The organism is Rhizobium sp. YTUHZ044 (genome assembly GCF_051123975.1).
Taxonomy (GTDB): domain Bacteria; phylum Pseudomonadota; class Alphaproteobacteria; order Rhizobiales; family Rhizobiaceae; genus Rhizobium.
The window spans coordinates 614843-639670 of the sequence record NZ_CP101426.1; the positions used below are offsets into that span (position 1 = coordinate 614843).

The 24828-nt window shown below is 63.3% G+C and carries 28 protein-coding genes; 12 read left to right on the forward strand and 16 right to left on the reverse strand.

Going from position 1 to position 24828, the window contains the following annotated elements; all coding sequences use genetic code 11:
* Window positions 1-40 precede the first annotated feature (40 nt).
* Complete coding sequence (locus NL154_RS02920; RefSeq protein WP_064800923.1) at window positions 41-919, forward strand: cytochrome c oxidase subunit 3; 879 nt, start codon at window positions 41-43, stop codon at window positions 917-919.
* A 108-nt stretch (window positions 920-1027) separates the two neighbouring features.
* Here the strand turns inward: NL154_RS02920 and NL154_RS02925 are convergent, their stop codons facing one another.
* Window positions 1028-1291, reverse strand: coding sequence for a hypothetical protein (locus NL154_RS02925; protein WP_097597707.1), 264 nt, complete (start codon window positions 1289-1291; stop codon window positions 1028-1030).
* Between the two features lie 241 nt (window positions 1292-1532).
* The gene (locus NL154_RS02930) at window positions 1533-2174 is read right to left on the reverse strand and encodes a chloramphenicol phosphotransferase CPT family protein (RefSeq protein WP_210628924.1); all 642 of its coding nucleotides are present in this window, start codon (window positions 2172-2174) and stop codon (window positions 1533-1535) included.
* A gap of 139 nt (window positions 2175-2313) precedes the next feature.
* Here NL154_RS02930 and NL154_RS02935 point away from each other — a divergent pair, with 139 nt between their 5' ends.
* The 5 genes from NL154_RS02935 (at window position 2314) to rnhA (ending at window position 5988) form a co-directional block, all read left to right on the forward strand.
* Window positions 2314-2694, forward strand: a complete 381-nt coding sequence (locus NL154_RS02935; protein WP_434733536.1) for a DUF983 domain-containing protein — start codon at window positions 2314-2316, stop codon at window positions 2692-2694.
* The gene (locus tag NL154_RS02940; RefSeq protein WP_210628922.1) at window positions 2687-3442 is read left to right on the forward strand and encodes an SURF1 family protein; all 756 of its coding nucleotides are present in this window, start codon (window positions 2687-2689) and stop codon (window positions 3440-3442) included. The genes NL154_RS02935 and NL154_RS02940 overlap by 8 nt, the downstream gene beginning before the upstream one ends.
* A gap of 74 nt (window positions 3443-3516) precedes the next feature.
* Window positions 3517-4518 carry a 4-hydroxy-3-methylbut-2-enyl diphosphate reductase gene (gene ispH, locus NL154_RS02945; protein WP_210628921.1) on the forward strand — a complete coding sequence of 334 codons (1002 nt, stop codon included), beginning with the start codon at window positions 3517-3519 and terminating at the stop codon, window positions 4516-4518.
* A 52-nt stretch (window positions 4519-4570) separates the two neighbouring features.
* Window positions 4571-5536 (forward strand): homoserine kinase, encoded by a 966-nt coding sequence (locus NL154_RS02950; protein WP_434733537.1) that lies wholly within the window; start codon window positions 4571-4573, stop codon window positions 5534-5536.
* Window positions 5533-5988 carry a ribonuclease HI gene (gene rnhA, locus NL154_RS02955; protein ID WP_210628919.1) on the forward strand — a complete coding sequence of 152 codons (456 nt, stop codon included), beginning with the start codon at window positions 5533-5535 and terminating at the stop codon, window positions 5986-5988. Before NL154_RS02950 ends, rnhA begins: the two co-directional genes overlap by 4 nt.
* Before the next feature lie 203 nt (window positions 5989-6191).
* Here the strand turns inward: rnhA and NL154_RS02960 are convergent, their stop codons facing one another.
* From NL154_RS02960 to NL154_RS02970, 3 genes are all read right to left on the reverse strand, one after another.
* Window positions 6192-7268, reverse strand: coding sequence for a zinc-binding metallopeptidase family protein (locus NL154_RS02960; protein ID WP_221122523.1), 1077 nt, complete (start codon window positions 7266-7268; stop codon window positions 6192-6194).
* An 88-nt stretch (window positions 7269-7356) separates the two neighbouring features.
* Window positions 7357-7548 (reverse strand): CsbD family protein, encoded by a 192-nt coding sequence (locus tag NL154_RS02965; RefSeq protein WP_210628917.1) that lies wholly within the window; start codon window positions 7546-7548, stop codon window positions 7357-7359.
* 119 nt (window positions 7549-7667) lie between these two features.
* The gene (locus tag NL154_RS02970; RefSeq protein ID WP_088396070.1) at window positions 7668-8273 is read right to left on the reverse strand and encodes a YqgE/AlgH family protein; all 606 of its coding nucleotides are present in this window, start codon (window positions 8271-8273) and stop codon (window positions 7668-7670) included.
* Window positions 8274-8414: 141 nt separating this feature from the next.
* Between NL154_RS02970 and NL154_RS02975 the strand changes: the two genes are divergently transcribed.
* The 5 genes from NL154_RS02975 to NL154_RS02995 all read left to right on the forward strand — a co-directional run bounded on the left by NL154_RS02975 (window position 8415) and on the right by NL154_RS02995 (window position 12910).
* Window positions 8415-9254 (forward strand): protein-disulfide reductase DsbD domain-containing protein, encoded by an 840-nt coding sequence (locus NL154_RS02975; protein ID WP_434733538.1) that lies wholly within the window; start codon window positions 8415-8417, stop codon window positions 9252-9254.
* A gap of 81 nt (window positions 9255-9335) precedes the next feature.
* Entirely contained in the window at window positions 9336-9821 is a 486-nt protein-coding gene (locus NL154_RS02980; protein ID WP_434733539.1) for a peroxiredoxin, read from the forward strand.
* 551 nt (window positions 9822-10372) lie between these two features.
* Window positions 10373-11122: a metal ABC transporter ATP-binding protein gene (locus NL154_RS02985; RefSeq protein WP_434733540.1), complete on the forward strand. Its 750-nt coding sequence runs from the start codon at window positions 10373-10375 to the stop codon at window positions 11120-11122.
* Window positions 11119-11991, forward strand: a complete 873-nt coding sequence (locus NL154_RS02990; protein WP_221122527.1) for a metal ABC transporter permease — start codon at window positions 11119-11121, stop codon at window positions 11989-11991. The genes NL154_RS02985 and NL154_RS02990 overlap by 4 nt, the downstream gene beginning before the upstream one ends.
* Before the next feature lie 16 nt (window positions 11992-12007).
* The gene (locus tag NL154_RS02995) at window positions 12008-12910 is read left to right on the forward strand and encodes a metal ABC transporter solute-binding protein, Zn/Mn family (protein WP_434733541.1); all 903 of its coding nucleotides are present in this window, start codon (window positions 12008-12010) and stop codon (window positions 12908-12910) included.
* A gap of 61 nt (window positions 12911-12971) precedes the next feature.
* Here NL154_RS02995 and NL154_RS03000 read toward each other — a convergent pair whose 3' ends face one another.
* The 6 genes from NL154_RS03000 to thrC form a co-directional block, all read right to left on the reverse strand.
* Window positions 12972-13280: a Dabb family protein gene (locus NL154_RS03000; RefSeq protein ID WP_210628911.1), complete on the reverse strand. Its 309-nt coding sequence runs from the start codon at window positions 13278-13280 to the stop codon at window positions 12972-12974.
* Between the two features lie 106 nt (window positions 13281-13386).
* Entirely contained in the window at window positions 13387-13806 is a 420-nt protein-coding gene (locus NL154_RS03005; protein ID WP_210628910.1) for a hypothetical protein, read from the reverse strand.
* A gap of 84 nt (window positions 13807-13890) precedes the next feature.
* On the reverse strand, window positions 13891-16803 hold the full coding sequence (locus tag NL154_RS03010) for a sensor domain-containing phosphodiesterase (RefSeq protein WP_210628909.1): 2913 nt from the start codon (window positions 16801-16803) through the stop codon (window positions 13891-13893).
* A complete protein-coding gene (locus tag NL154_RS03015; RefSeq protein ID WP_210628908.1) occupies window positions 16800-17414 on the reverse strand; it encodes a GNAT family N-acetyltransferase in 615 nt (204 codons plus the stop codon). The genes NL154_RS03010 and NL154_RS03015 overlap by 4 nt, the downstream gene beginning before the upstream one ends.
* Before the next feature lie 28 nt (window positions 17415-17442).
* Entirely contained in the window at window positions 17443-18738 is a 1296-nt protein-coding gene (locus NL154_RS03020) for a M16 family metallopeptidase (protein WP_210628907.1), read from the reverse strand.
* A gap of 3 nt (window positions 18739-18741) precedes the next feature.
* Complete coding sequence (thrC, locus tag NL154_RS03025) at window positions 18742-20166, reverse strand: threonine synthase (protein ID WP_221146656.1); 1425 nt, start codon at window positions 20164-20166, stop codon at window positions 18742-18744.
* Window positions 20167-20429: 263 nt separating this feature from the next.
* On the opposite strand from thrC, the gene NL154_RS03030 reads away from it, so the two are divergent.
* On the forward strand, window positions 20430-21077 hold the full coding sequence (locus tag NL154_RS03030; protein ID WP_434734137.1) for a hypothetical protein: 648 nt from the start codon (window positions 20430-20432) through the stop codon (window positions 21075-21077).
* 307 nt (window positions 21078-21384) lie between these two features.
* Here the strand turns inward: NL154_RS03030 and NL154_RS03035 are convergent, their stop codons facing one another.
* The 5 genes from NL154_RS03035 to NL154_RS03055 all read right to left on the reverse strand — a co-directional run bounded on the left by NL154_RS03035 (window position 21385) and on the right by NL154_RS03055 (window position 24737).
* Complete coding sequence (locus tag NL154_RS03035; protein ID WP_210628905.1) at window positions 21385-22074, reverse strand: HAD family hydrolase; 690 nt, start codon at window positions 22072-22074, stop codon at window positions 21385-21387.
* A 187-nt stretch (window positions 22075-22261) separates the two neighbouring features.
* Window positions 22262-22705, reverse strand: a complete 444-nt coding sequence (locus NL154_RS03040) for a hypothetical protein (protein WP_221163488.1) — start codon at window positions 22703-22705, stop codon at window positions 22262-22264.
* Between the two features lie 9 nt (window positions 22706-22714).
* Window positions 22715-23059, reverse strand: coding sequence for a hypothetical protein (locus tag NL154_RS03045; RefSeq protein ID WP_221163487.1), 345 nt, complete (start codon window positions 23057-23059; stop codon window positions 22715-22717).
* Window positions 23060-23111: 52 nt separating this feature from the next.
* Window positions 23112-23687 carry a hypothetical protein gene (locus NL154_RS03050; protein WP_434733542.1) on the reverse strand — a complete coding sequence of 192 codons (576 nt, stop codon included), beginning with the start codon at window positions 23685-23687 and terminating at the stop codon, window positions 23112-23114.
* A 135-nt stretch (window positions 23688-23822) separates the two neighbouring features.
* Complete coding sequence (locus NL154_RS03055) at window positions 23823-24737, reverse strand: MarR family transcriptional regulator (protein ID WP_434733543.1); 915 nt, start codon at window positions 24735-24737, stop codon at window positions 23823-23825.
* Window positions 24738-24828 lie beyond the last annotated feature (91 nt).

A 24828-nucleotide genomic window follows, 5' to 3' on the forward strand; every position in this document is an offset into this window, starting at 1 on the left:
TGCCGGGAGCGAAGTGAGGAAGACATCCGGGGATAGCCACATGGCCGATGCGCATCAGAAGAACCACGACTACCACATCATCGATCCGAGCCCGTGGCCGATTCTCGCCTCGCTCGGCGCCTTCATCATGGCGATCGGCGGCGTCTGCTATATGCGTTACCTGAACGGCGGCTCCTTCAAGCTCGCTGGCGCCGAACTCGCCAATCCCTGGCTCTTCTTTATCGGCCTCGTGCTGGTTCTTTACGTCATGTACGGCTGGTGGGCCGATACGGTGAAGGAAGCCCATGAGGGCTCTCACACCCGCGTCGTCTCGCTGCACCTGCGTTACGGCATGATCATGTTCATCGCTTCGGAAGTGATGTTCTTCGTCGCCTGGTTCTGGGCTTATTTCGACGCCAGTCTGTTTCCGAACGAGGCGATCCAGGCCTCGCGCATGGCCTATACCGGCGGTGTCTGGCCGCCGAAGGGCATCGAGGTCCTCGATCCTTGGCACCTGCCGATCTACAACACCGTCATCCTGCTGCTCTCCGGCACGACGGTCACCTGGGCGCACCATGCGCTGCTGCACAATGACCGCAAGGGCCTCGTTCAGGGCCTGACGCTGACCGTGCTGCTCGGCATCCTGTTCTCTAGCGTGCAGGCCTACGAATATGCCCACGCCCCGTTCGACTTCAAGAATTCGATCTACGGCGCGACCTTCTTCATGGCGACCGGCTTCCACGGTTTCCACGTCCTCGTCGGCACGATCTTCCTGCTAGTCTGCCTGCTGCGCGCGCTGCGCGGCGATTTCACCCCGAAGCAGCATTTCGGCTTCGAGGCAGCCGCCTGGTACTGGCACTTCGTCGACGTCGTCTGGCTGTTCTTGTTCTTCTGCATCTACGTCTGGGGCGGCTGGGGCGCACCCGTCGCAGCCGGCTGATCGGAAGCGATGTTCAAGCGAAAGGCGGGCCTCGGTCCGCCTTTTCTGTTTTGGCTCCACGCACCGTGATCGCAGGGCTTAATCCACGGCGCGGCCCCTGACGTCCCGCTACGATTGAGTGAGAATCACCAAGGTCTCCGGCAATACTCCGTCATACTCCATCGCATCCGCAGCTTGCTTGGACTTCATAAATTCCTCCAGGCGGCCCATGTCGGGAACGTCCATGACGAGGCCAACGCGATTGGACGCCTGTGGATCGACAAACGTACGAATGTTTGTGCAGCCGAGGGGCTCGAAGACCTCTTTGCGGCGCGGTGAAGTGAGCCAATGTTTGACGTCCTTGACGTCGTGGTAGGCCAATATGGTAGGCATAGCATCCTCCTCTCAAAGCCAAGTGGAACACTACGCCGCGATCGATCACATTGATATTACCCGGATGGGCGGGGCGCATCGTCGTCGGCAAATGGCAAAGATGTCGATGTTCTCGTCGATTCCTGCCCCAGCTTCGCACCTGGAAGCGATCATGGTGGCATTTGCCGCCGAACTCGGCGTCGATGCTCGCGTCAAGTCGGTCAAGCCTGAGCCTAATGGAGAGTGGGACGTACGATTGGCATCAACGTCCGCCAGCGATCCTTTCGAAGGCCGAAGGTCCGGGGATGCCGAGATCGAGGCGTTGGCGGATTGCCTCGGCGCATTCGTCGGCGGTCAGCACCGAGGTATCGACCTCCATGTCGTAGATGCCTGGCCGGTGCACCTCGTCCTGCCAGCGCTGCACCGGTTCGGGAACCGGCATGTCCGCAGTGGCGCGGAGATACAGCGTCTCGCGGCCGTCTTGTTCAATGTCTCGCCGCTGCATGATCGTCTCGAGCGGACAGCGCACGCCGACGAACAGCACGGAAAATCCATCGAGACGCCGGGCGCAGTCGGGAAGTATGCCGAGTGGGTGCGAATAGCTGTCGTGATGGCCGAGATCGGCGACGACGTTGAGGCCCAATCCGGCATGGATGGCGATCGACTCGTAAAGGGCGGCATAGAGGAAAGGTATCAGCTCTTCGAGCTCCGGCCGCTCGCCGCCGGGCCTGAGCCCGATGCCGGGCAAATAGCGCTGCGGCGTCATCGCATTGTAGCTGTCGACGCCGAGGTTGATCCACGGTCCCTCGAATTCGTCCTGGATCGCCCGGGCAATGCTGGATTTGCCGCTGCGCGGCGCGCCGTTCAGGATAATGATCTGTCCGGCATGGCTGTCATTGGTCATCAGTCTTCTTCTTCTGTTTGGCGCGAATCGGTGAGGCGAAATCGCGCAGGCATTTCCATTCGGGATGCGAATACTTTATGGGAGAGTTAAGGCAGCATCGAAAAAGCCGCGGTCGCAAGTGGCCGCGCAAAGGAACAGCATGAGCGAGGACAGCGCGCAATTTCCCCCTCTCGATCCGGTGAAAACCGGTATCAAGGGCTGCTGCCCGCGCTGCGGTCATGGCAAGCTGTTCGATGGCCTGCTCGGCCTGAAGCCGCGTTGCGCCTCCTGCGGCCTCGATTATTCCTTCGCCGATTCCGGTGATGGCCCGGCCGTCTTCGTCATCCTCATCGTCGGCTTCATTATCATTGGCATGGTGCTGTGGCTGCAGGTCAATTATGGGCCGCCGATCTGGGTGCACATCCTTATTTTCGCGCCGCTGACGATCATCCTGTCGCTCCTGACGCTGCGCTGGTTCAAGGGCGTCCTGATTGCCATGCAGTACCGTCATAATGCCCGCGAAGGACGTCTGAGTGACTGATGTCGATCACGCCGGGCCGCGCCGCCGGCTGCCTGTCATATCCGGCTTTCTGGTGCTGGTTGCCCTTGCCATTCTGGTTTCGCTCGGCACCTGGCAGCTGCAGCGCCTCACCTGGAAGCAAGGCCTGCTCGCCGACATCGCCGCGCGCCAGGCTGCCGCGCCGGTGCCGCTCGCCGGCATCGAGGCGATGGCGGCTTCCGGCGGCGACATCGAATACCGCAAGGTTACCGCCACCGGCCGCTACATCAACAACAAGGAGCGGCACTTCTTCGCCACTTGGCGCGGCCAGACCGGCTTTTACGTCTATACCCCGCTCGAGCTTGCCGACGGGCGCATCCTCTTCGTCAACCGCGGCTTCGTTCCCTATGAGAACAAGGAGCCGGAAATGCGCATGCAGGGCCAGCTGACTGATCAGCAGACGGTCACGGGCCTCGCGCGCGCCAAACTTGCCGGCAAGCCCTCCTGGCTGGTGCCCGATAACGACGTCGCCAAGAACATCTTCTACTGGAAGGACCTCGACGTCATGGCTGACAGCGTCGGCCTGGAGAAGGCGCGCGTCATCCCGTTCTTCGTCGACGCCGATTCCACGCCCAACCCGGCCGGCCTGCCGATCGGCGGCGTCACCCAGGTCGATCTGCCGAACGATCATCTGCAGTATGCCCTGACCTGGTACGGGCTTGCCGCCGTGCTCGTCACCGTGGTGGCGATCTCCTGGTTCCGAAAACCCGGCAGGGCACCTCGGCAATAGTATCGCTTCAATTCCCGGCCATATTGGGCTAGAGGTCCCTTACTCCTATCGGACGGAATTTTGACGGAACGGACATGAATATTGCGGCGAAACCTCCCTTGACGATCAGGCTCTGCGGGCCGCGCGGCTTCTGCGCCGGCGTCGACCGCGCCATCCAGATCGTCGTGCTGGCGCTGAAATCCTATGGCGCGCCGGTCTATGTGCGCCACGAGATCGTCCACAATCGTTATGTCGTCGAGGGGCTGGAGGCCAAGGGCGCCGTCTTCGTCGAGGAACTGGACGAGATCCCGCCCGAGCATCGGGCCCAGCCGGTGGTCTTCTCGGCCCATGGCGTACCGAAATCGGTGCCTGAGGATGCCGCGAGCCGCAACCTTTTCTATCTCGACGCCACCTGTCCGCTGGTCTCCAAGGTCCACAAGCAGGCAATGCGCCACAATCGACTTGGCCGCCACGTCGTCCTCATCGGCCACGCCGGCCACCCGGAAGTGATCGGCACGATGGGGCAGTTGCCGGAAGGCGCGGTTTCGCTGATCGAGACGATCGAGGATGCCGACGCCTACGCCCCGGCCGACCCCGACAATCTCGGTTATGTCACCCAGACGACGCTGTCGGTCGACGATACCGCCGGCGTCATCGCCCGCCTCCAGGAGCGATTTCCCAACCTGACTGCGCCGGCGGCGGATTCGATCTGTTATGCGACGACCAACCGCCAGGAAGTGGTGAAGCAGGCGGCCCCCGGCTGCGATCTTTTCATCATTGTCGGCGCACCGAATTCCTCCAATTCCAAGCGCCTCGTGGAAGTGGCGCTGAGGGCAGGGGCGAAGAAATCGATCCTCGTCCAGCGCGCCGCAGAGCTCGACTGGGAGGAGATCGGCGCGATTTCGACGCTTGGCCTTTCCGCCGGCGCCTCGGCGCCGGAGGTGATCGTCAACGAAATCATCGAAGCCTTCCGCGCCCGCTTCGATGCCCGCGTCGAACTGGCCGAGACGGTGCAGGAAACCGAAAACTTCCTGGTCAACCGCGAATTGCGCAGCATCGAGCTGACCGCGGCCGACATGGCGTTCGTCAACGGCTAGGCCGCGATCGCGTCCCAGGTCATCCATCCATCATACAGAGACGAGACTTCACTTGGCAGTCTACACCGATATCGCCGAAGACGATCTGAAATGGTTCCTGACGGAATATGATGCAGGCACGCTGCTCTCCTACAAGGGCATCGCCGAAGGCGTCGAAAACTCCAATTTCCTGCTGCATACCTCCAAGGCGCCGCTGATTCTGACGCTTTATGAGAAGCGCGTGGAAAAGAGTGACCTGCCTTTCTTCCTCGGCTTGATGCAGCATCTCTCGGCCCGCGGCCTGTCCTGTCCATTGCCATTGCCGCGCCGCGACGGCGCGCTGCTCGGCTCGCTCTCCGGCCGCCCGGCCGCGCTGATTTCCTTCCTCGAAGGCATGTGGCTGAGAAAGCCGGAGGCAAAGCATTGCCGCGAGGTCGGCCGGGCGCTGGCCGAAATGCACGTGGCCGGCGAGGGCTTCGAGTTGAAACGGCCGAACGCCCTGTCGCTCGATGGCTGGCGGGGGCTCTGGGAGAAGTCCGAGGCGCGTGCCGACGAGGTCGAACCCGGCCTGCAGGGCGAGATCCGCAAGGAGCTTGATTTTCTCGCCGCCGCCTGGCCGAAGTGCCTGCCGTCCGGCGTCATCCATGCCGACCTCTTCCCCGACAACGTCTTCTTCCTCGGCGACGAGCTCTCCGGCCTGATCGATTTCTATTTCGCCTGCAACGACCTGCTCGCCTATGACGTCTCGATCTGCCTGAACGCCTGGTGCTTCGAGAAGGACGGCGCCTACAATATCACCAAGGGCATGGCGATGCTCGAGGGTTATCAGAGCATCAGGCCGTTGAGCGGTGAAGAAATCGCCGCCCTGCCGGTGCTCGCGCGCGGCTCGGCGCTGCGCTTCTTCCTGACCCGGCTCTATGACTGGCTGATGACGCCGGAGGGCGCCATGGTCACCAAGAAGGACCCGCTCGAATATCTGCGCAAGCTGCGCTTCCACCGCCAGATCGGCTCGGCCGCCGAATACGGATTGAGCCTATGAAACACGTCGATATCTTCACCGACGGCGCATGTTCCGGCAATCCCGGTCCCGGCGGCTGGGGCGCAGTGTTGCGTTATGGCGAGGTCGAAAAGGAGCTTTGCGGCGGCGAGGCGGAGACGACCAACAATCGCATGGAGCTGATGGCGGCGATCTCGGCGTTGCAGGCGCTGAAGAGCCCTTGCGAAGTCGACCTCTATACCGACAGCGCCTACGTCAAGGACGGCATCTCCAAGTGGATCTTCGGCTGGAAGAAAAACGGCTGGAAGACATCGGACAAGAAGCCGGTGAAGAATGCCGAACTCTGGCAGGCGCTTGAGGAAGCCCGTAACCGCCACAAGGTGACGCTGCACTGGGTCAAGGGCCACGCCGGCCACCCGGAAAACGAACGCGCGGATGAACTTGCGCGCCGGGGCATGGAGCCGTTCAAGAAGGGCAAGGCGATTTCGTTTTAAGTGTGGGAGGTTTTGCCGTTACGCACCTCTCTCAATAAAGCACTGGCGGCGTGAATGTGCCCGTCGGTTCAACCCAATCTCCGTCATGCTCGGGCTTGACCTGCTCGAGGCCGAGGATGACGGAATATCTGGTGTCGTCCCAGCCAATTCGTCCCCGAAAGCCGACAATGGGCGGACTCATCCGATGACGAGCACTTTTCATCTCAATGCTGCGACGCCGTCGCCGCCCCCTGGATCAGCCGATGCAGATATTCGAGCTTGGCCACAACAGGCGAGGAGAGCACGAAGGGATAGGAGTCGGGCTGGCCCATGCTGCGCTGGATGGCGTTGATTGCGAGGCTGAGCGGCACCCAGGCGCTGACGAGCTGCTCGGCGCTCTGTGCCCGATAGGGAAGAAAATCGACCTCGCCTGCGATTTCCTCGTGGCCGCGCGGATCGATGGCGATGCCGAAGGCGCGGGCCGTCTCCAGCGTATCGACGATATGGAGGTAATGCGCGAAGCATTCGGCGAAATCCTCCCAAGGATGTGACGAAGCATAGGCGCTGATGAAATTATCCTGCCATCCCAAGGGCGGGCCGGCGGCATAGTGTTTCTGGAGGGCCGCCGCATAATCCTGCCGCTCGTCGCCGAAGACGGCGCGGAAATCATCGAGGCCGTTCTGATCGCGCACCAGCTTGTTCCAGATGAAATGGCCGGTCTCGTGGCGGAAATGGCCGAGCAGCGTGCGGTAAGGTTCGTTCATCGAGCTGCGCGCTTGTTCGCGGGTGGCGTCGTCGGCTTCGGCGGCGCGGATGGTGATCAGGCCTTCCTCATGGCCGGTCATGGCCGGCACGACATTGCCGTTGCCCTGCAGGGAATCCTCGAGGAAATCGAAGACCAGGCCGCCATGCGGATCTTCGCCGCGATCGGGATGCGGCAGCCTCCAGCGCAGCAGCGAATAGAAGAGATGACGCTGCGCCTGACCGATGCGCCGCCAGCGGTCTATGCCGTTCTGGGTATCGGTGTTCGGAACCAGCCGGTTGTGGCGGCAGGCGGCGCAGAATTCACTGTCGCTCTCGTCCTCCACCAGCCAGTTGCAGATGTCGAGGCCGGCATTGGCGCAGAAGCCCACGTGCCGGTCGGGATCGGAAACGAGCTGCCAGGCCGTCTCATCGCGCGGCTCCAGCGCATGCATCGCGAGGTCGCCGGGCAGGAAGCCGAGGCGATGGTTGCAGCGCACGCAGTGACGATTGTCGAAGTGGACGACCTGGTCGCAATTGTCGCAGGCAAAGAGTTTCATCGTACTGATCTCTGCAAGGCGGGGGGCGGATTAAAAATGCCCGCTGCGCGCGTGCGCAGCAGGCATGGTTTATCCGGGCTGCTGTGGTTCAGAGCCGGTCGACGGCGCCCTTGAGCTTGTCCTTGACCTTGCCGGCTGCGACCTGCCCCTTGCCCTTGGCTTCCTGGACGTCGCCCTTGGCCTGCATGTCGCGATCGCCCATGGCCTTGCCGGCGGCCTGCTTGGTCTTGCCGGCAATTTCGTTTGCCTTGCCTGAAATCTTGTCGCTGGTGCTACCCATCTGTGATGTCTCCATTCTCGGCGACGGACCTCTCGTCCGCGCGGGAAGGGAACGTCACTCGCGCCTATTCGTTCCCGCGACCGTCAGGTGAGCCGCGACCGTCAGGTGAGCCGCGACCGTCAGGCGTGGCCGGCTTCAGCCGAAAGCATGGCGGCGTTGATGCCCATGCCGGCGAGCGCCCGCTCGTATTTGTCGTCGAGATTGCGGTCGAAGATCAGTTCCTCATTGGCAGGGCAGGTGAGCCAGCCATTGTTGGCGACCTCGTTTTCCAGCTGGCCGGCCGCCCAGGAGGAATAGCCGAGCAGCATCGTCGCGCGCTTCGGCCCCGCGCCCTTGGAGATGGCGCGCACGATGTCGAGCGTTGCCGTCAGGCAGATGTCGTCGCTGACCGGGATCGAGGAGTCGCTGGCATAATCGTCCGAATGCAGCACGAAGCCGCGGCCGCTCTCCACCGGGCCGCCCGTCTGGATCGGGAAATCGCGCGCCCGCTGCGGCAGCACGATCGGTTCTTCCTGCTTGATCATGTCGAGATGCTGGAGCACGTCGGTGAAGGTGAGGCTCTGTGGCCGGTTGATGACGAAGCCCATGGCGCCGGCATCCGAATGCGCGCAGATGTAAATCACTGTGCGCGCAAAATTGCGGTCTTCCATGCCGGGCATGGCGATGAGGAACTGGCCATCGAAGAAGCCACGTTCCCGTCTGTTCTTCAGCGTCGATAAGGACATCGTTCCTCCTGCTGCCAGACCGCACCAAGGCCCCGACAAGAGAAAGATGGGCCAATGTCACAAATCAATCAACCGAAAATGAAGATTTAAATGGCCGCGGCTTCTGGCGGCCAGAGAGCACTTTCGGTAAACCGTTGTTCCATGATGATTATTTTCATGGCCCCGCGACGGCTTTTGATGGCGGTCATTTCCGTGGCCGCGGCCCTCGTCCCCTTTTGTTCCGCAAAAGCGGAGATGAGCGCCTGGGCCGAGGCCGAGGGCGGCCGCATGCGCCTGGTGGCGCTGGCGCCCGATGCCGGCGGCAAAATCCGCGCCGGCCTGCAGATCGAACCGAAACCCGGCTGGATCACCTATTGGCGCGAGCCCGGCAACAGCGGCATTCCGCCTCAGGTCACCATCGCGCCGGCCAGCGGTGTGACCCTCGATGCCATTGCCTATCCCGTCCCGAAGCATTTTTTCAAAGGCGGGATCGAGGATATCGCCTATGACGCGCCGGTGACGCTGCCGCTATCCTTGATGGCGGCTGGCAAAGGCGGAGTCGAGATTGACGCCTCGGCTTTCATCGGCATCTGCAGGGATATCTGCGTTCCCTTCCAGGCGAATTTGAGCCTGAAGCTCGGCCGCGCCATGCAGTCGCACCCGGAGGAAGAGGCGATCCTGGCGGCCGCTGACGCGACGCTGCCGAAGCCGCCGTCGGATGATTTCAAGGTGACGGCGCATGCGATCTCAGCTGATCGGAAGACGCTGTCGCTGACGCTCGCTCTGCCGGGTGACGGCAAGGGGTCCCCCGATATCATCGTCACCGGCCCGAGCGGTTATGCCTTCACCAAGCAGAGCGGCGGCAAACGCGATGGCGCCACCTTCAAGACCGATATGATGATCGGCAGGCTGCCCAGGGATTACGACATGTCAGGCAAGCGCTGGGGCGTGCTTGTCATCGATGGCGACAGGGCGATGGAGACCACGCTTGCCTTTGAGTGACCGGCACTTATAGTCGCCCTATTCCCAGGCGGCGCCCGCCGCAGAGCACGAACCCAACAAGCCAAACCCGAGGAGAAAACCATGACCATCGCGATCGGCGACAAGCTTCCGGCCGCCACCTTCAAGGAAAAGACCACCGACGGCCCGGTCGAAATCACCACCGAGCAGCTCTTTGCCGGCAAGCGCGTCGTGCTCTTTGCCGTGCCGGGCGCCTTCACGCCCACCTGCTCGCTGAACCACCTGCCGGGCTATCTCGAAAACCGCGATACCATTCTTGGCAAGGGCGTCGACGACATCGCCGTTCTCGCCGTCAACGACTGGCATGTGATGGGCGCCTGGGCGCAATCCTCGGGCGGGCTCGGCAAGATCCACTTCCTCGCCGATTGGGACGCCGCCTTCACCAAGGCCGTCGGCCTCGAAGCCGACCTCTCCGCCGGCGGCCTCGGCCTGCGATCCAAGCGCTATTCGATGCTGGTCGAAGACGGCGTCGTCAAAGCCCTCAACGTCGAGGAAAGCCCCGGCCAGGCGACGATTTCCGGTGCAGCGGCGATGCTGGAACTGCTTTGAGTTTTCATTCCGAGAGATAAAGGGGCGGCCATTCGGTCGCCCTTTTCAATTGTTGCCGCGCCGCTCGTGTGCTGGCGAATTGGCGGAGACGCCCTCCTTCTTCCCAGGCCACGGCTGCTCTGTCATGCGGAGTAGCTGCCCCTCACCCTAACCCTGTCCCGGTAAACGGGGAGAGCGGACCTGCCAAGCGAGAGTCTACCGGGGAACGGAGAGGTCGCGGCGTGTCCCTTCGCCCCGCAAGCGGGCAGAAGGTGCGGGCAGGCGGATGAGGGGCAGCCGCCATCTCCTGGGCCGAGATGAAGGGGCCGACGCCAAGAAAGGGCATGGCGTTCGCGCCCTTTTCAATTCCACGATAGTCCAAGCCTCAATCTTGCCGCAATCGTTATAACATTACGGCAGTAATGTTATTACATTTTAGGATCAGCCATGCCGCGAAACCCCGATCGCCTTCCCATCAGCCTCATGGGACAATCGGCCTTATCGAGGGCAGTCGGCATCACACTGGTCATTGCCGTCCTCTGGCTCGCCATCCGCTGGGCGGTTCTGCTGCCATGACGCCGCTGATCCGCCTCGACGATCTGACCATCGCCTATAACAGGCATCCAGCCGTCCATCATGTCTCCGGCGCCTTTGCGCCGGGCAGCCTGACGGCGATTGCCGGGCCGAACGGGGCGGGCAAGTCGACGCTGCTGAAGGCGATCATGGGTGAGCTTCGTCCGGCCGAGGGCCGGGTCGAGCACCGGCTCGGCCGGGCGGAATTCGGCTATCTCCCGCAGGCGGCCGAGATCGATCGCCGCTTTCCGATCTCGGTCATCGACACCGTCATGCTCGGCGTCTGGAAGGCGAGGGGAGCCTTCGGCCGTGTCGGCCCCCTCGACCTGAAGAGAGCAGGCGAGGCGCTTGCCGCCGTCGGCCTCGACGGCTTTGCCAGTCGCCATGTCGGGTCGCTCTCGGCCGGCCAGTTCCAGCGTGTGCTCTTTGCCCGTCTGCTGCTGCAGGATGCCGGCGTCATTCTGCTCGACGAGCCTTTTACCGCAATCGATGCCCGCACGACCCGGGATCTCGTCGAACTCGTCATCCGCTGGCACGGCGAGGGCCGCACTGTCATCGCCGTGCTGCACGATTTCGAGCTCGTCCGGGCGCATTTCCCGCAAACCTTGCTGCTTGCCCGCGAGCTTGTCGGATGGGGCTCGACCGCCGAGGTCATGTCCTCCGCCAATCTGATGAAGGCGCGCGCCATGTCCGAGCGCTGGGACGAGGACGCCGCGGCCTGCTCACCGCGAGAGGCGCCGGCGGCATGACGGCCTACGATCTCTTCCTGGCGCCCTTTGCCGATTTCGGTTTCATGCGGCGTGCCCTCGTCGCCTGCCTCTGCCTCGGGCTCGGCTCGGGGCCGATCGGCGTCTTCCTGATGCTGAGACGCATGAGCCTGATGGGCGACGCCATGAGCCATGCGGTGCTGCCGGGGGCGGCGATCGGCTATCTCCTCGCCGGCTCGTTGTCGCTGACGGCGATGGGCCTGGGCGGCCTTGTCGCCGGCCTTTCGGTGGCGCTGCTTTCGGGTGCCGTCAGCCGCATGACCGTGCTGCGGGAGGATGCGAGCTTTGCCAGCTTCTATCTCGCATCGCTGGCGCTCGGCGTGCTGATCGTCTCGCTGCGCGGCTCGAACATCGATCTGCTGCATGTGCTGTTCGGCACCATCCTGGCGATCGATGCGCCCGCTCTCTATCAGATCGGCGCGATCACTTCGCTGACGCTCGTCGTCCTCGCCGCCATCTACCGGCCGCTGGTGGCCGAATGCTTCGATCCGGGTTTCCTGCGCGCCGTCGGCGGCCGCGGCCCGGCCTATCATGTCCTCTTCCTGCTGCTGGTGGTGCTGAACCTCGTCGCCAGCTTCCAGGCGCTCGGCACGCTGATGGCGGTCGGCCTGATGATGCTGCCGGCCGCCGTCGCCCAGCTCTGGTCGCGCAGCCTGCCCGCCATGATGCTGATTGCCACCGCCAGCGCCGCCGCCTCCGGCTATCTTGGCCTGATCGCCTCCTACCATCTCGAACTCGCCTCCGGCCCGACGATCATCATGACGGCAGCCCTGATCTACGCCTTCTCAATCCTTTTCGCGCCATCCGGCATCGCCCGGCGCCTCTTTCCCCGCCCGCATCTGAAGGGCTGACCCCAAGGAGACTTCGATGACCTCACGCAGACTGCTTCTCTCCGCCGCCGCACTGCCCGCCCTGATGGCGCTCTCGGCCGCACCCGCCTCGGCCGAAACGCTGAAAATCGTTGCCTCCTTCACCGTGCTTGCCGATGTCGTCAAAGAGGTCGGCGGCGATCATGTGAAGGTGACGAGCCTCGTCGGCCCGAACGGCGATCCGCACGAATTCGAACCGTCACCCGCCGATGCTAAGAATTTGAAGGCGGCGCAGGTCACCTTCGTCAGCGGCGAAGGGCTGGAAGGCTGGATGGACCGGCTGATCACCGCCTCCGGCTACAAGGGCAAGCCGGTGACGGTCTCCGAAGGCATCGCCACCCGCACGATGGAAGAGGATGGTTCTGAGATCACCGACCCGCATGTCTGGAACAGTCCCGTCAACGTCAAGGTCTGGGTTGCCAATATCGAAAAGGCGCTGTCGGCGGCCGATCCGGCCGATGCCGCTGCCTTCAAGGCCAATGCCGAGAAATATTCAAAGACGCTCGACGAGCTCAACACATACGCCCATTCGAAATTCGACAAGATCGCCGACGACCGCCGCAAGGTGCTGACCAGCCATGACGCCTTCGGCTATTTCGGCCGCGAATATAATGTCAGCTTCCTCGCGCCGCTCGGCCTTTCCACCGAGAGCGAGGCGTCCGCCGCCGACGTCGCCAAGCTGATCAGGCAGATCAAGAGTGAGCATGTGAAGGCCTATTTCTTCGAGAATTCCAACGATCCGCGCCTCGTCAAGCAGGTCGCCAAGGCAACCGGCGCCGAGCCCGGCGGCGAGCTCTTTGTCGAATCGCTCTCCGACGCCGAGGGCCCGGCGCCGACCTATGAGAAGATGTTCCGCTACAATGTCGACCAGCTCGCCGCCGCCATGGCGAAATCGAGCTAAAGGCTGGCCGCTCTGAAAGCGCGTCGCATGAGGCTTTGATTCAAGCGGCGCGCTTTAGACGCTAAAGATTGAGGTCGAAGACCAGGATGCCGGCAAGGCCGCCGTCCGTCGAGGCGACGATACGTTCGCCGACGGCAACATGGGCGGGATGGACGAGATAGGCATCCCGCGCTTCAGCGCTTTCGAAGGTCACGGCAAAGCCATCGACGAAGCCGGCATGCAGGCCCTCGGGCGAAACATTCGGCCCGTACTTGATATCCAAAATGCCGGGGATGACCTGTTTCAGCGCGACGATCGCCTCGAACAGCGATTGCTTGTCGTCCATCGTCAGCGCCGTCTTCAGCCGCAGGAACACGCAGTGCAGGATCATTATGGTCCTCCCGATTTTCTGTGTCGGCAGCATAGCTGCGAAAGCCGGGACGGCAACGGGATTTATTTTTCGCGCCAGCCGTTGCCGAGAACCGGAGGAGGCCAGGCTACATCTGGTCGGTCGCCGCCATGTCACGATTGTAGATCTTGCGGACGAGCTCGCCGGCGTGAGCACGGGCTTCGTCCTTCTGAGCCGGCGTCATCGGCCGGCAGGTGTTCCTGAGGTTGGACCGGTCGAGCACGGTGGCCGCAGCCGAATTGGTGATGACGAGGTGCCAGCTGCAGGAGGCCACCTTGTCGACGTTCACCGCGCCATGGCATCCGGAAGACAAGCAGAAAGCCACGGTCTGCTGTGCGGCATGATCGCCCTTCTGTGCCAGCGCCAGCGCCGTCTGGAATTCCTGAGTCCATCGTTCACAATGCTTCACCCCAGGCACGCAGGCCTTCATGACGGGAGGGACGTCACCGGCCTGAAGCGGCGAAACGAAAAAGACGCCGATCGACAGGGCGAGCAGAAGTTTGAGCATCGCAAATTCCTTATGTGATAAGGGAGTGGCGCATATTGCCGGCCGCCGGTCAATCGCCATTTCTAGGGAGGTCGTCGCCGGTGATCACGCCCGTTTCGTCAGCGGAAACCGGTCACGAAGCAGCCGCAGCACCGAGTCCGACGGCATCGGCGGGCCGAACAGATAGCTCTGCCCGTAGCTGCAGCCCATCTTGGCAAGCTCGATCGCGTCCTCGTTGGATTCGATTCCCTCGGCCACCACCTTCATCTCCAGCTCGCGCGCCATTGATATCACCGATCGGAGCACGGTCGCCTTCTTGTCGCTGCTGTCGCGCACCAGCGCCTTGTCGAGCTTGATCGTATCGAAGGGGAAGCGGGTGAGATAGGCAAGCGAGGAATAGCCGGTGCCGAAATCGTCGAGCGCCAGGCCGATGCCGGCTTCCTTCAGCTTCTGCAGCACGAGGCGGGCCTGTTCCGGATTCTCCATCACCATGGATTCCGTCAGTTCCAGTTTCAGCCGCGAAGGCGGGCAATGCGTCTTGGCGAGAACCGAACGCACGTCGTCATAGAGCTCGTTGTTGAGCAGCTGCACGCTCGACAGGTTGATCGACACGAAGATCGGCAATTCGCCGGTCTGGCTCTGCCAGCTCATCAGGTCGTTGGTCGCCTGCTCGAGCGCGAACATGCCGAGCGCCCCGATGATGTCGGAGGACTCGGCAAGCGGGATGAATTCCGACGGCGGGATATTGCCGCGCTTCGGATGTTCCCAGCGCATCAGCGCCTCGAAGCCGGCGACCTCGACGTCCTCGAGCCGGGCGATCGGCTGGTAGACCATCGACAATTCCTTGCGCTCGATGGCCCGGCGCAGATCGGTTTCGAGCTGCAGCCGGTCGGTGCCGAAATCGCGGAAGGCCGGCTGGAACGGTTCGACGCGGTTGCCGCCGGCCCGTTTTGCCCGATACATCGCAAGCTCGGCGTCGCTCAGCAGCCCGCTGGCGCTCTCCTGCCGGTCGACCCAGGAAGCGAGCCCGATCGAGGCCGTCAGGATGATCTCACGACTGGCGAAGTTGATTGGCACCATGATCGCCTTGCTGACTGCATCGGCAAAATCGGCGACCTTGGCCGGATTGTGCTCGGAGACCAGGATGAGGCCGAACTGGTCGCCGGCAAGCCGCGCCAGCGTGTCCTGTGGCTTCATCAGACGCCGCAGGCGCCGCGTCAGGGCAATCAGGATATTGTCGCCGGCGGCCACTCCAAGCGAATCATTGACCAGCTTGTAGCGGTCGATATCGATCACCATGACAGTCGGACGCAGCGTCTCGCCGGCCGGCGCCAACGCCAGCACAGACTGCAGCCGGTCGAGGAAGACCTGCCGGTTCGGCAGGCCGGTCAGATTGTCGTGCAGCGCATCGTGCAGCAGCCGCTCGACTGAGTTCTTCGGCTCGGTCACGTCGACAATCGTGCCGACGCAGCGGATGATTTCGCCGTTGGAGCCGAGCACCGGCCGGGCGCGGATCAGCAGCCAGTGGAAATGCCCGTCCTCGGCGCGAATGCGGAACTCGTGATTGAGCCGGCCGCGCCGGTGTTCGAGCAGCACGTCGAGCGTGGCGCGGAAGCGGTCGCGGTCGTCGGGGTGCAGCCGCGGCAGCCAGTTGCGCGCTGCCCCATGCATGGTGCCGGGGGAGAGGCCGAGCTTGACCGAGACGTCGGGGATGGTGACGACGCGGTCGCGCGCCACATCCCAGTCCCACACCATGTCGCCGGAGCCGGTCAAGGCCAGAGACTGCCGCTCGAGGTCGGAAAACAGCCCCTGCTGGAAGGCACCACCGGCAAAGGCGTGCTGCATGACGGTAAAGCCGATCAGCAGCACGATCAGCACCAGGCCGCCGCCGAGCGCCGGCTGGATGATGTCGTTGTCGAGCCGGCCGGTGACCGTCAGCCATGCGCCGAACAGCCAGACAAGCGTCAGCGCCCAGGCCGGCACCAGCAGAATGGCGCGGTCGTAGCGGTTGAAGCCGAGATAGATGATGAGCAGCAGGCCGGTCGCCGCCGTCAGCGCAAAGGAAAGCCGGGCAATGCCGGCGGCGATCGACGGATCGTAGATCGCCACGCCGAAGAGCAGGGCCAGGCCGAGCACCCAGGCGAGCGTGGCGTAGCCGAGATGCGCGTGCCAGCGGTTGAGGTTCAGATAGGTGAAGAGGAAGATGACGAAACTCGAGGCCAGCGCCACCTCCGCGCAGGCCCGCCATATTCGCTGGTCGGCCGAGGCGACGCTGATCAGCTTGCCGAGAAATCCGAAGTCGACGCAGATATAGCCGAGCACCGCCCAGGCAAGGGCGGCGGTTGCCGGCAGCATCGACGTGCCCTTGACGACGAAGAGGATGGTCAGGAACACGGCGAGCAGGCCAGCAATGCCGAGCACGATGCCGCGATAGAGCGTGAAAGCGTTGATCGTATCCTTGTAGGCGTTCGGTTCCCAGAGATAGATCTGCGGCAGTTCCGGCGTCGACAGCTCAGCGACGAAAGTGATGACGGCGCCGGGGTTCAGCGTGATGCGGAAGACGTCGGCCTCGTCGCTCGGCTGCCGGTCGAGCGCAAAACCTTCGCTCGGCGTGATGGCGCTGATGCGCTGCGAGCCGAGATCCGGCCAGAACAGCTTGGAATTGACCAGACGGAAATGCGGCGCGACGATGACGCGCTCCAGCTGTTCCTCCGAGACGTTGGCGAGCGCAAACACCGCCCAGTCGCCCTGATGGTTTTCCGAGCTCGCCCGGACCTCGATGCGCCGGCGGATGCCGTCGGCACCGGCGGCCGTCGACACCTGGAAGGCCTCGCCCTGGTTGGCATAGATCTCGGTCGTCGCAGTGAGATCGAGCGCGGTATCGTCACGGGAAATCTTCACCGGTTCGGCCGCCTGGGCAACGCCCGCCGAAAGGGCGAAGACCGCCAGGAAAAGGGCTGCGATCACCGCGATCACTCGTCCGGACGGTGACTTGGGCAGCATGCTGTTTCTGGTCATCGGCTGTCGGTTTTCCTGCCTTTATCCGTATCGGTGGCGAGCCGTGAGAACATCACGTGGTCGTGCCACTGACCGTTGATCTTCAAATATCCGCGCAGATAACCTTCCCGCTGAAACCCGGCCTTTTCAAGCAGACGCATGCTGCGCGCGTTATCTGGAATACAGGCTGCTTCAATACGGTGCAACTCAAGCCCGGAGAAGATGTAAGGAATAACCAACTGAAGGGCCGCATACATATGCCCCTGGCCGGCATGGCGTTCGCCCATCCAGTAGCCGATCATGCAGCTTTGTGCCGCACCGCGCCTGATATAGCCGATGGTGATGCCGCCGACGAGCGTGCGGTTTTCCTTGAGGAAGATGAACAGCGGGATCGACTGTCCCGAGGCATATTCCTGCTTGCCGCGGATGACGCGCGCGCGGTAGGCGCCCTCCGTCAGCTCATCGCGCCGCCAGGTCGGCTCCCAGGGTTCGAGGAATTTGCGGCTTTCGGCGCGCAGCCGGTGCCACTGGGTGAAATCCTGGTAGCGCGGCAGGCGCAAGAGGTATTTCTCATTCTCCAGCTCCACCGCATCCGGCTGCCGCGACAGGAACCGAAACACCGATTTTGGCATCGATCACTCCCGGCAGACGGACGTCGGCTCAGCTGGCCTGCATCGTCTTCGGCGCCGGGACCGAAAGCGAGGCGATGATGTCTTCCATCGGCGCGAGCTGTTCCAGCGGCCCGATTGCCGAAAGCGTCGGCACCGTATCGTAGAACAGCCGGCCGGCGAGGTCGGTCAGCCGCTCGATGGTGATGCCCTCCAGCCGTTCCATCATCTCCGGATTGGAGATCGGCCGGCCGTAGAGCATCATCTGCCGTGCGATCTGGCCGGCGCGGGCGGCCGGGCTCTCCTGGCCCATCAGCAGCTGGGCGCGGATCTGGGCGCGGGCGCGTTCGATCTCCTTCTGGTGGATCTCGCTGGCCGACTTGTGCAGCTCGTCGATGATCACAGGCACCAGCTCCGGCAGGTTTTCGCCGCCGGTAGCGGCATGAATGCCGAAGATGCCGGTATCGGAAAAGCCCCAGTGGAAGGCGTAGACGGAATAACAGAGGCCGCGGAACTCGCGCACTTCCTGGAACAGCCTGGAGGACATGCCGCCGCCGAGGATATTGGCGAGGATCTGCGAGCAGTAGAAGTCGCGGGCGTGGTAGGGCTTGCCCTCGAAACCGAGCAGGATCTGCGCGTCCATCAGGTCGCGCGGCTCGCGCACGCTGCCGCCGATATAACGCGCCGCTTCCATCACCGGCGGCGCCGAAGGCTGCGTCGGCAGGCTGGCGAAACGCTGCTCGACCATACGCAGGAATTCCTGGTGGTCGACGGCGCCGGTGGCGACCACGAACATCCGATCGGTCGTGTAGTTGCGGCCGAGATAGGTGCGGATCTGCTGCGGCGTGAAGGAGACGACGGTCTCCGGCGTGCCGAGAATGGCGCGTCCGAGCGTCTGGTCACGATAGGCGGCCTCGGAGAAACGGTCGAACACGACGTCGTCGGGGGTATCGTTGGCGGCGTTGATCTCCTGCAGGATCACCTGCTTCTCACGCTCCAGCTCCTCCTCCTCGAAGGCCGATTCCGTCAGGATGTCGGCGAGGATGTCGACGGCGAGCGGCACGTGGTCCTTCAGCACCCGGGCATAATAGGAGGTCGTCTCGGTCGAGGTGGCGGCGTTGACCTCGCCGCCGACATCCTCGATCTCTTCGGCGATCTGGCGGGCCGTGCGGCGCGCCGTGCCCTTGAAGGCCATGTGTTCGAGCAGGTGGGCGATGCCGTGCTCGTCTTCCGTCTCGTTGCGCGATCCCGATTTGATCCAGACTCCGAGCGCAACGCTTTCCAGGTGCGGCATGGTTTCTGTGACTACTGTCAGCCCGGATTTGAGCCGGGTGCACTCAACTGTCATTGGCTATCTTTCTGCGCCTGCTGTCGTCTCGCTGCGGGCGTGCTGGCCGATAAAGGTTTCAACGGCTTTCAGCTCCGGTTTGATGATCTGGAAGCGCTCCTCCCTTTGCATCAGACCAGCAAGCCACGTCGGAAGCGCCGGGTCAATACCGCTGGCCGATTTTACGGCGACGGGGAATTTCGCCGGATGCGCGGTCGCAAGCGTCACCATCGGCGTATTCGCCTTTTCCTTCTTCTTCGCCACGAAGACGCCGATCGCCGAATGCGGATCGAGCAGATAACCGGTCTCGGCATGGGTCTTGCGGATCGTCTCGGCCACCTGCCGCTCACTGGCGCGGCCGGCGCGGAAATCGCGGCGGATCGCCTTCAGCGCTTGCGCGCCGATCTCGAAGCCGTTGGATTGCTTGAGGCTTTCCATCGCGGCGCGCACCTTCGAGGCATCGCGCCCATAGGCTTCGAACAGCAGCCGCTCGAAGTTCGACGAGATCTGGATATCCATCGACGGCGAACTCGTCGCCTTGACTGCCTTCATGTCGTAGCGGCCGGTCTTCAGCGTGCGGGTGAGAATGTCGTTCTCGTTGGTGGCGATGACGAGCCGGTCGATCGGCAGGCCCATGCGCTTGGCGCAGTAGCCGGCGAAGATGTCGCCGAAATTGCCCGTGGGCACCGTGAACGAGACCTTCCGGTCCGGCCCGCCGAGCGCCACCGCCGTCGTGAAATAATAGACGATCTGGGCCATGATGCGGGCCCAGTTGATCGAGTTGACGCCGGAGAGACGGACCCTGTCGCGGAAGGCCGCGTCGTTGAACATCGCCTTCACCAGGTTCTGGCAGTCGTCGAAATTGCCTTCGACGGCGAGCGCATGCACATTCGAAGACGTCGAAGTGGTCATCTGCCGCTGCTGCACCGGCGAGACCTTGCCGTGCGGGAAGAGGATGAAGATGTCGGTGCGCTCGCGGCCGGCAAAGGCGTCGATCGCCGCGCCGCCGGTATCGCCGGAGGTGGCGCCGACGATCGTCGCCCGCTCGCCGCGCTTTTCCAGCGCATAATCCATCAGCCGGGCGAGCAGCTGCATCGCCACGTCCTTGAAGGCAAGCGTCGTGCCGTGGAACAGCTCCATGACGAAGCTGTTCGGCCCGGTCTGGACGAGCGGCGCGATCGCCGGATGGCGGAAGGTGCCGTAGGCCTCGTCGATCATTGCCCGGAAGGTCGCCTCGGGGATCTCGCCATTGGTGAAGGGCGAGAGAATGGTGAAGGCGATCTCCTGATAGCTCTTGCCCCGGAGCGCCCGGATCTCCTTCTTGGAGAAGTGCGGCCATTCACTGGGAATATAGAGCCCGCCGTCGCGCGCCAGCCCCGTCAAGAGGGCGTCGCAAAAGCCGAGGGAAGGGGCCTCGCCGCGGGTCGAGATATAGTCCACGTTCGTCATCCTTGATCTATCGCTGGAGAAAATCCGGCCGGGCGCGGCCGTGGCCTGCTTCGCCGGAAACCGAGAAGGTGCGGCCCTGCCGACATATGATCGCCGTTATCTTGTTGAAGTTGCCCGCATCCGGCGGCGAAAAGTGCATCAAAACGGCGCGTACCCAATCGATTTTTGTTTGAGCCGCTGATATAGACCATCGCCAACCGTCGTGAAAGGCCTCACGCAAAAGACATGGGGCCTCCAAGAAACGCTTGTGCAAGGGGTGGAATATCGTGCTCGGCAAGGTCTCGCGTCTCATCGTCTCCGCTTCTCTTGTCGCCCTGCTCGCCGGCTGCAATTCGCTCGGCATAGGCGGCGACAGCAAACCGGAGGCAGCGCCCGCCCAGCCGAACGGCAATGCCCAGATCATGCCGCTGGCGCCCGCCAATCCGTCGTCCAACAATCCGTCGATCGGCACGGCCACGACTGCGCAGGGCACCGTCGCCCCGGTCGTCCAGGGCGCCTGCCCGCAGATCTTCATGCGCGATCAGGATGCGATCTTCCGCACTTACGCCAAGGGCAAGAAGGACGATCCGCAGCAGATCGCCGTCCAGGCCTCCTTCGGCGATTACACCCGCCAGTGCATGCTGAACGATACCAACCTGACGATGACCGTCGTCGCCCAACTGCGCCTCATCACGGGCCCGGCGGGCGCTCCCGGCCCGGTGACGCTGCCGATCCGCGTCAGCGTCCTCGACGGCGAGAACGTGCTCTACTCCGAAGTCACCAAGTTCCCGACCGAAATCCCGGCGGGCTCGCCGGGCACGCAGGTCATCTTCCGCAAGGAAGGCATCAAGATGCCGGTCGGCGCCGGCGCCCTGGTGCGCGTCAACGTCGGCTTCGACATCCAGCCGGCGAAGACGAAGAAGAGCAGCTAGGCCTGCCTTTGTCATGCTCGGGATATCCGTTGGATGCCGAGAGGACATAGCCGCAATCTCAGCCATTGCCACGCCCACACCGTCATTTCAGGGCTTGACTCTGGGATCCACGACCGGCACTCGGCCTCAATTGCTTGCCCACGGGGAAATGTCGCCGCTCCTCACGCAGTGCCAGCCGCATGGATCCCAGGGTCAAGCCCTGGGATGACGGAGGAGAGGCGGTGCCGGGATGCATAAGCCCCGCCGGCGCGGAGGAGAGGTAGTGCCGCGATCGCATCGGCAAGCAGCCGAGCGAAATGGTCCAGGCCTAGAGCACGCCTTCCCACGCCGCCAGCGCGGCAACCACGCCCGGCAGGTCGTTCATGCGTGAGATCACCGTCTCGGCGCCGGCATCGGTGAGTTTGTCGGCATGGGCGGGGTAGCTGTGCGAGGCGCCGGTGAAGCCGATGACGCGCATGCCGGCGGCGCGGGCGGCGTGCACGCCGTGGACGGAATCCTCGACCACGACCGTCTGGTCGGGAGAGACGCCCATGCGGCTTGCTCCGTGCAGGAAGATATCCGGCTTCGGCTTGACGCGGTCGGCGCCGAGATCCTTGGCGGAGAAGACGTTGGGCGCAAACAGCGGCTTCAGGCCGACCTTGCCGAGCATCATGTCGAGCCGCTTCGTGCTCGAATTCGAGCAGATGCAGCGCTTCATCGGTAGCCTGGAGACGGCGAATTCGACGCCCGGGATCGCCTTGACGTCATTCGCCAGCCTGAGGTCGAGCAGCTGCTCGGATTTATCCAGCAGCGAGGCCGAAAGCGGGATGCTGGCCTCGCGCTCGACCTGCAGCAGGATGTTGTGCCAGGTCATGCCGGCGAAACGCTCGCCCATTTCCTCGACGCCGATCGGATATCCGGCCTCCGTCAGCAGTGCGGATTCGACTTCGGCCGCGATGATTTCGGAATCGACGAGGACACCGTCGCAGTCGAAGATGATGAGATCGAAGCCGTCCATTGTTCACGCCTTGCTGGAAATCTGGTCTTGTGCGGGGATGCTGCGGCTTTACACGATCACCGGGCAAAGCTCAACCTGATCTCAAGCATGGCTGCGATGCGGCAAGCGACCGGCTCCGTGGTCGCTGCTCAATGGTGATACTGGAGGGGCAGGGCTCGTCGAAGTTCAAGCGGCGAGCCCCGGGCAACTATTGTTCCGGCAGAATGATCTTCTGAGTGGTGGTGCTTTTCACCGGCTTTTCGCCCGGAACATGCGACATCGTACGAGTCGTGCTGTCGAGCGAGCTGCCGTCCGTGCTGGTCTTGGTGCGGGACTTGCTGAACGTGCCCTTGTCGACGGCCTGGGCCTTGGTCTGCGCCTTCAGCTTGTCGCCATTATCGTTGACATGAGTCTTGCTTTGCGCCTTTCCGTCGACCGTGGCCGCACTTCCGCCAGATCCGATCGACGATGTCGTGCCGCCATCGGTCTGGCAGGCGCCCGCCGTTCCGACCGAGCTGGCGGATGTGCCTCCGGCCGAAGCGCTTCCCGCCGTGCCGACGGTTCCGGCCGCATTACACTCCTCCGCAAGGGCGGCCGGGCTCGATGCGAGGAGCGCGATCGAGGCGGCGGCGATAAAGTTGATGGGTTTCATTGCCATCTCCTATTTGTTCGGCTTGGTGATGGAGCAGGTTCCATCGGACCGTTTCGTGATGACGGTGCCGTCCGGCCGGGTCACGCTTGCCGTCGAAAAGCTGTCGACGCTTCCCGATCCAGCCGAGGAGCCCGCCGAGGCGGATGACGAAGTGGAGCCGGTCGAACCGCTGCCTGTCGTGGTCGACGAGGACACGTGCCCGTTGCCGGCCGTGACGGTGGTTGACGTGTCTCCCGCCTGGGATTGGACGATCGTGCACGTCGTCCCGTCGTCGAGCTTGATCTCTTCCGACATTGTCGGGCCGGCGATCAGAATGAGCGAAGCGGCCAGTGCGATTGTGGAAAACCGGGTCATTGGTTTCTCTCCAAGAGTTTGGCCGGCGCCCGGAAGGCGCCGGCCGGGATCATCATTTGCAATCCTCGGTGCCGGCGGCATCCTTCTTGACCTGGCCAGGCGCGCAGCCTTTCTTGCCCTTGTTGTCGTGCGAGCTGCCTGCCGCGCTGCTGCCGGTGCCGACGGTGCTGCCGGTCTTGTCTCCATCCGCCGACGAAGCGCCGGTTCCGACACTCGAGGCCGAATTTGCATCGCCCGAACCTGCGGCGGAACCGCCGGTGCCCACGCTGCTGCTGGACGTGCCGCCGCCGGCCGACGAGCCACCGGTGCCAAGCGTAGAGGCGGAACCGGATCCAGAGCCCGAGCCCGCGGCCGAGCCGCCGGTACCGACCGTGCTGCTCGACGTCCCGCCGCCAGCCGACGAGCCGCCGGTGCCGAGCGTCGAGGACGAACCGGAATTGCAGTTGGTCGCACCAGCCGGGCAGGTGCCCCCGGCAGAGCTGCCACCAGTACCGACGGTGCTGCTCGCAGTTCCGCCGCCCGCCGTCGAACCGCCGGTGCCGACTGTGCTCGAAGACTGCGCAAAGCCGGAAGCCGCCGTGCCGGCCAGAAGGGCCGCTGCCAATGCCAGATGTGTTACCTTCATCATAGGATATTCCTCCGATTGTTTGTCAGTTGCCGTCGCATCCGGAGTGGATGGACGACTGTTTGACAAACGACGGTTTTACCCGGCTGTTCCTGATCTAGGCACTCAGTCGGACAAGGCCTCGGACCTTAGGCCGATTTAATCGTTCGGCGCGGCGGCTTCGACTCTTTTGCCGCCGATCAGCGCCGTCAGGCGGCTGTAATGGACCATCTGTCCGGCCACCCAGGTCTCGAACTGAAGGAGCGTCCCATCGGGCATCGAGGCGAGTTCGCCCCCCGCGGAGACGCAATACCAGCCCTTCTCAGCGGCTTCGTCGAGGATGTTGCTGATATGCTGACGGGACACGCCGAAGCGCTCCGCAAGCGCTCGATAAGTCAGGCTTGCGGGGACCTTCGCGTCGGCCGGGCGCTCGCGCAGCGCCTCGGCGATGACGGCGCAGAAAACGAGGTGGCCGGCATCTCTTTCGCTGTGGCGCACGATGGCCGGAAATGGGCCGAATAGGTCGTCCTTCAACGCATAACGTTCCGCGGAGAGCGCCAGCCAGCGCGCCAGCACGTCCTCGTCCTGGGCGAGTTCGTCCGGGCGGATGGGCAGAGGCGGCGCCAGGAGCTCGAAGGATCTCGAAATGGCCAATGGCGAGTGTGCGATTTCCCGCATCAATGCCAGACCCGGCTTCAGGATTTGCGTACGGCGATCCGTCTCCAGTGACATCGCGGTGACAAGGCCCCGGTCACGCAGCCCGCCGATGAAATCGGCGATCTGGCGCGGGCTGCCGGGTGCAGCGCGCTGAAGAAGGGCAAGCGATGGCGCTGGGCCACGCGCTTGAAGCCACTGAATGTAAAGACAAATCAGCACGAAGGAAACGAGATAGCGCTGCTTCTGGGCAAAAAGCTTGTTGGCAGGCAACACCTTCGGCACGCGTGCAACCATTGCCTCGCAATAGGATAGCACCGCGCCGCGATAGGAGGGATGTCGCATCAAGCCGGCCGCCTCGACCCACAGAGTGTCCGCGGCGAAGTCATTCACTCCTGCGTAAAGCCTTGTCTCACTCATTTTTCTTTTCGTCTGCTTACCTGATCAATGCAAAGTTTAGACTCTGCCCTGGGCGGGGAGGCGGTTTATACAGCTTCCGCGTTTAATTTTC

Bases quoted from the DNA above. Each gene is read 5' to 3' on its own strand.
- NL154_RS02920 (WP_064800923.1), top strand. From the start codon at position 41: ATGGCCGATGCGCATCAGAAGAACCACGACTACCACATCATCGATCCG.
- NL154_RS02925 (WP_097597707.1), bottom strand. From the start codon at position 1,291: ATGCCTACCATATTGGCCTACCACGACGTCAAGGACGTCAAACATTGG.
- NL154_RS02930 (WP_210628924.1), bottom strand. From the start codon at position 2,174: ATGACCAATGACAGCCATGCCGGACAGATCATTATCCTGAACGGCGCG.
- NL154_RS02935 (WP_434733536.1), top strand. From the start codon at position 2,314: ATGAGCGAGGACAGCGCGCAATTTCCCCCTCTCGATCCGGTGAAAACC.
- ispH (WP_210628921.1), top strand. From the start codon at position 3,517: ATGAATATTGCGGCGAAACCTCCCTTGACGATCAGGCTCTGCGGGCCG.
- rnhA (WP_210628919.1), top strand. From the start codon at position 5,533: ATGAAACACGTCGATATCTTCACCGACGGCGCATGTTCCGGCAATCCC.
- NL154_RS02960 (WP_221122523.1), bottom strand. From the start codon at position 7,268: ATGAAACTCTTTGCCTGCGACAATTGCGACCAGGTCGTCCACTTCGAC.
- NL154_RS02965 (WP_210628917.1), bottom strand. From the start codon at position 7,548: ATGGGTAGCACCAGCGACAAGATTTCAGGCAAGGCAAACGAAATTGCC.
- NL154_RS02970 (WP_088396070.1), bottom strand. From the start codon at position 8,273: ATGTCCTTATCGACGCTGAAGAACAGACGGGAACGTGGCTTCTTCGAT.
- NL154_RS02975 (WP_434733538.1), top strand. From the start codon at position 8,415: ATGATGATTATTTTCATGGCCCCGCGACGGCTTTTGATGGCGGTCATT.
- NL154_RS02980 (WP_434733539.1), top strand. From the start codon at position 9,336: ATGACCATCGCGATCGGCGACAAGCTTCCGGCCGCCACCTTCAAGGAA.
- NL154_RS02985 (WP_434733540.1), top strand. From the start codon at position 10,373: ATGACGCCGCTGATCCGCCTCGACGATCTGACCATCGCCTATAACAGG.
- NL154_RS02990 (WP_221122527.1), top strand. From the start codon at position 11,119: ATGACGGCCTACGATCTCTTCCTGGCGCCCTTTGCCGATTTCGGTTTC.
- NL154_RS02995 (WP_434733541.1), top strand. From the start codon at position 12,008: ATGACCTCACGCAGACTGCTTCTCTCCGCCGCCGCACTGCCCGCCCTG.
- NL154_RS03000 (WP_210628911.1), bottom strand. From the start codon at position 13,280: ATGATCCTGCACTGCGTGTTCCTGCGGCTGAAGACGGCGCTGACGATG.
- NL154_RS03005 (WP_210628910.1), bottom strand. From the start codon at position 13,806: ATGCTCAAACTTCTGCTCGCCCTGTCGATCGGCGTCTTTTTCGTTTCG.
- NL154_RS03010 (WP_210628909.1), bottom strand. From the start codon at position 16,803: ATGACCAGAAACAGCATGCTGCCCAAGTCACCGTCCGGACGAGTGATC.
- NL154_RS03015 (WP_210628908.1), bottom strand. From the start codon at position 17,414: ATGCCAAAATCGGTGTTTCGGTTCCTGTCGCGGCAGCCGGATGCGGTG.
- NL154_RS03020 (WP_210628907.1), bottom strand. From the start codon at position 18,738: ATGACAGTTGAGTGCACCCGGCTCAAATCCGGGCTGACAGTAGTCACA.
- thrC (WP_221146656.1), bottom strand. From the start codon at position 20,166: ATGACGAACGTGGACTATATCTCGACCCGCGGCGAGGCCCCTTCCCTC.
- NL154_RS03035 (WP_210628905.1), bottom strand. From the start codon at position 22,074: ATGGACGGCTTCGATCTCATCATCTTCGACTGCGACGGTGTCCTCGTC.
- NL154_RS03040 (WP_221163488.1), bottom strand. From the start codon at position 22,705: ATGAAACCCATCAACTTTATCGCCGCCGCCTCGATCGCGCTCCTCGCA.
- NL154_RS03045 (WP_221163487.1), bottom strand. From the start codon at position 23,059: ATGACCCGGTTTTCCACAATCGCACTGGCCGCTTCGCTCATTCTGATC.
- NL154_RS03050 (WP_434733542.1), bottom strand. From the start codon at position 23,687: ATGATGAAGGTAACACATCTGGCATTGGCAGCGGCCCTTCTGGCCGGC.
- NL154_RS03055 (WP_434733543.1), bottom strand. From the start codon at position 24,737: ATGAGTGAGACAAGGCTTTACGCAGGAGTGAATGACTTCGCCGCGGAC.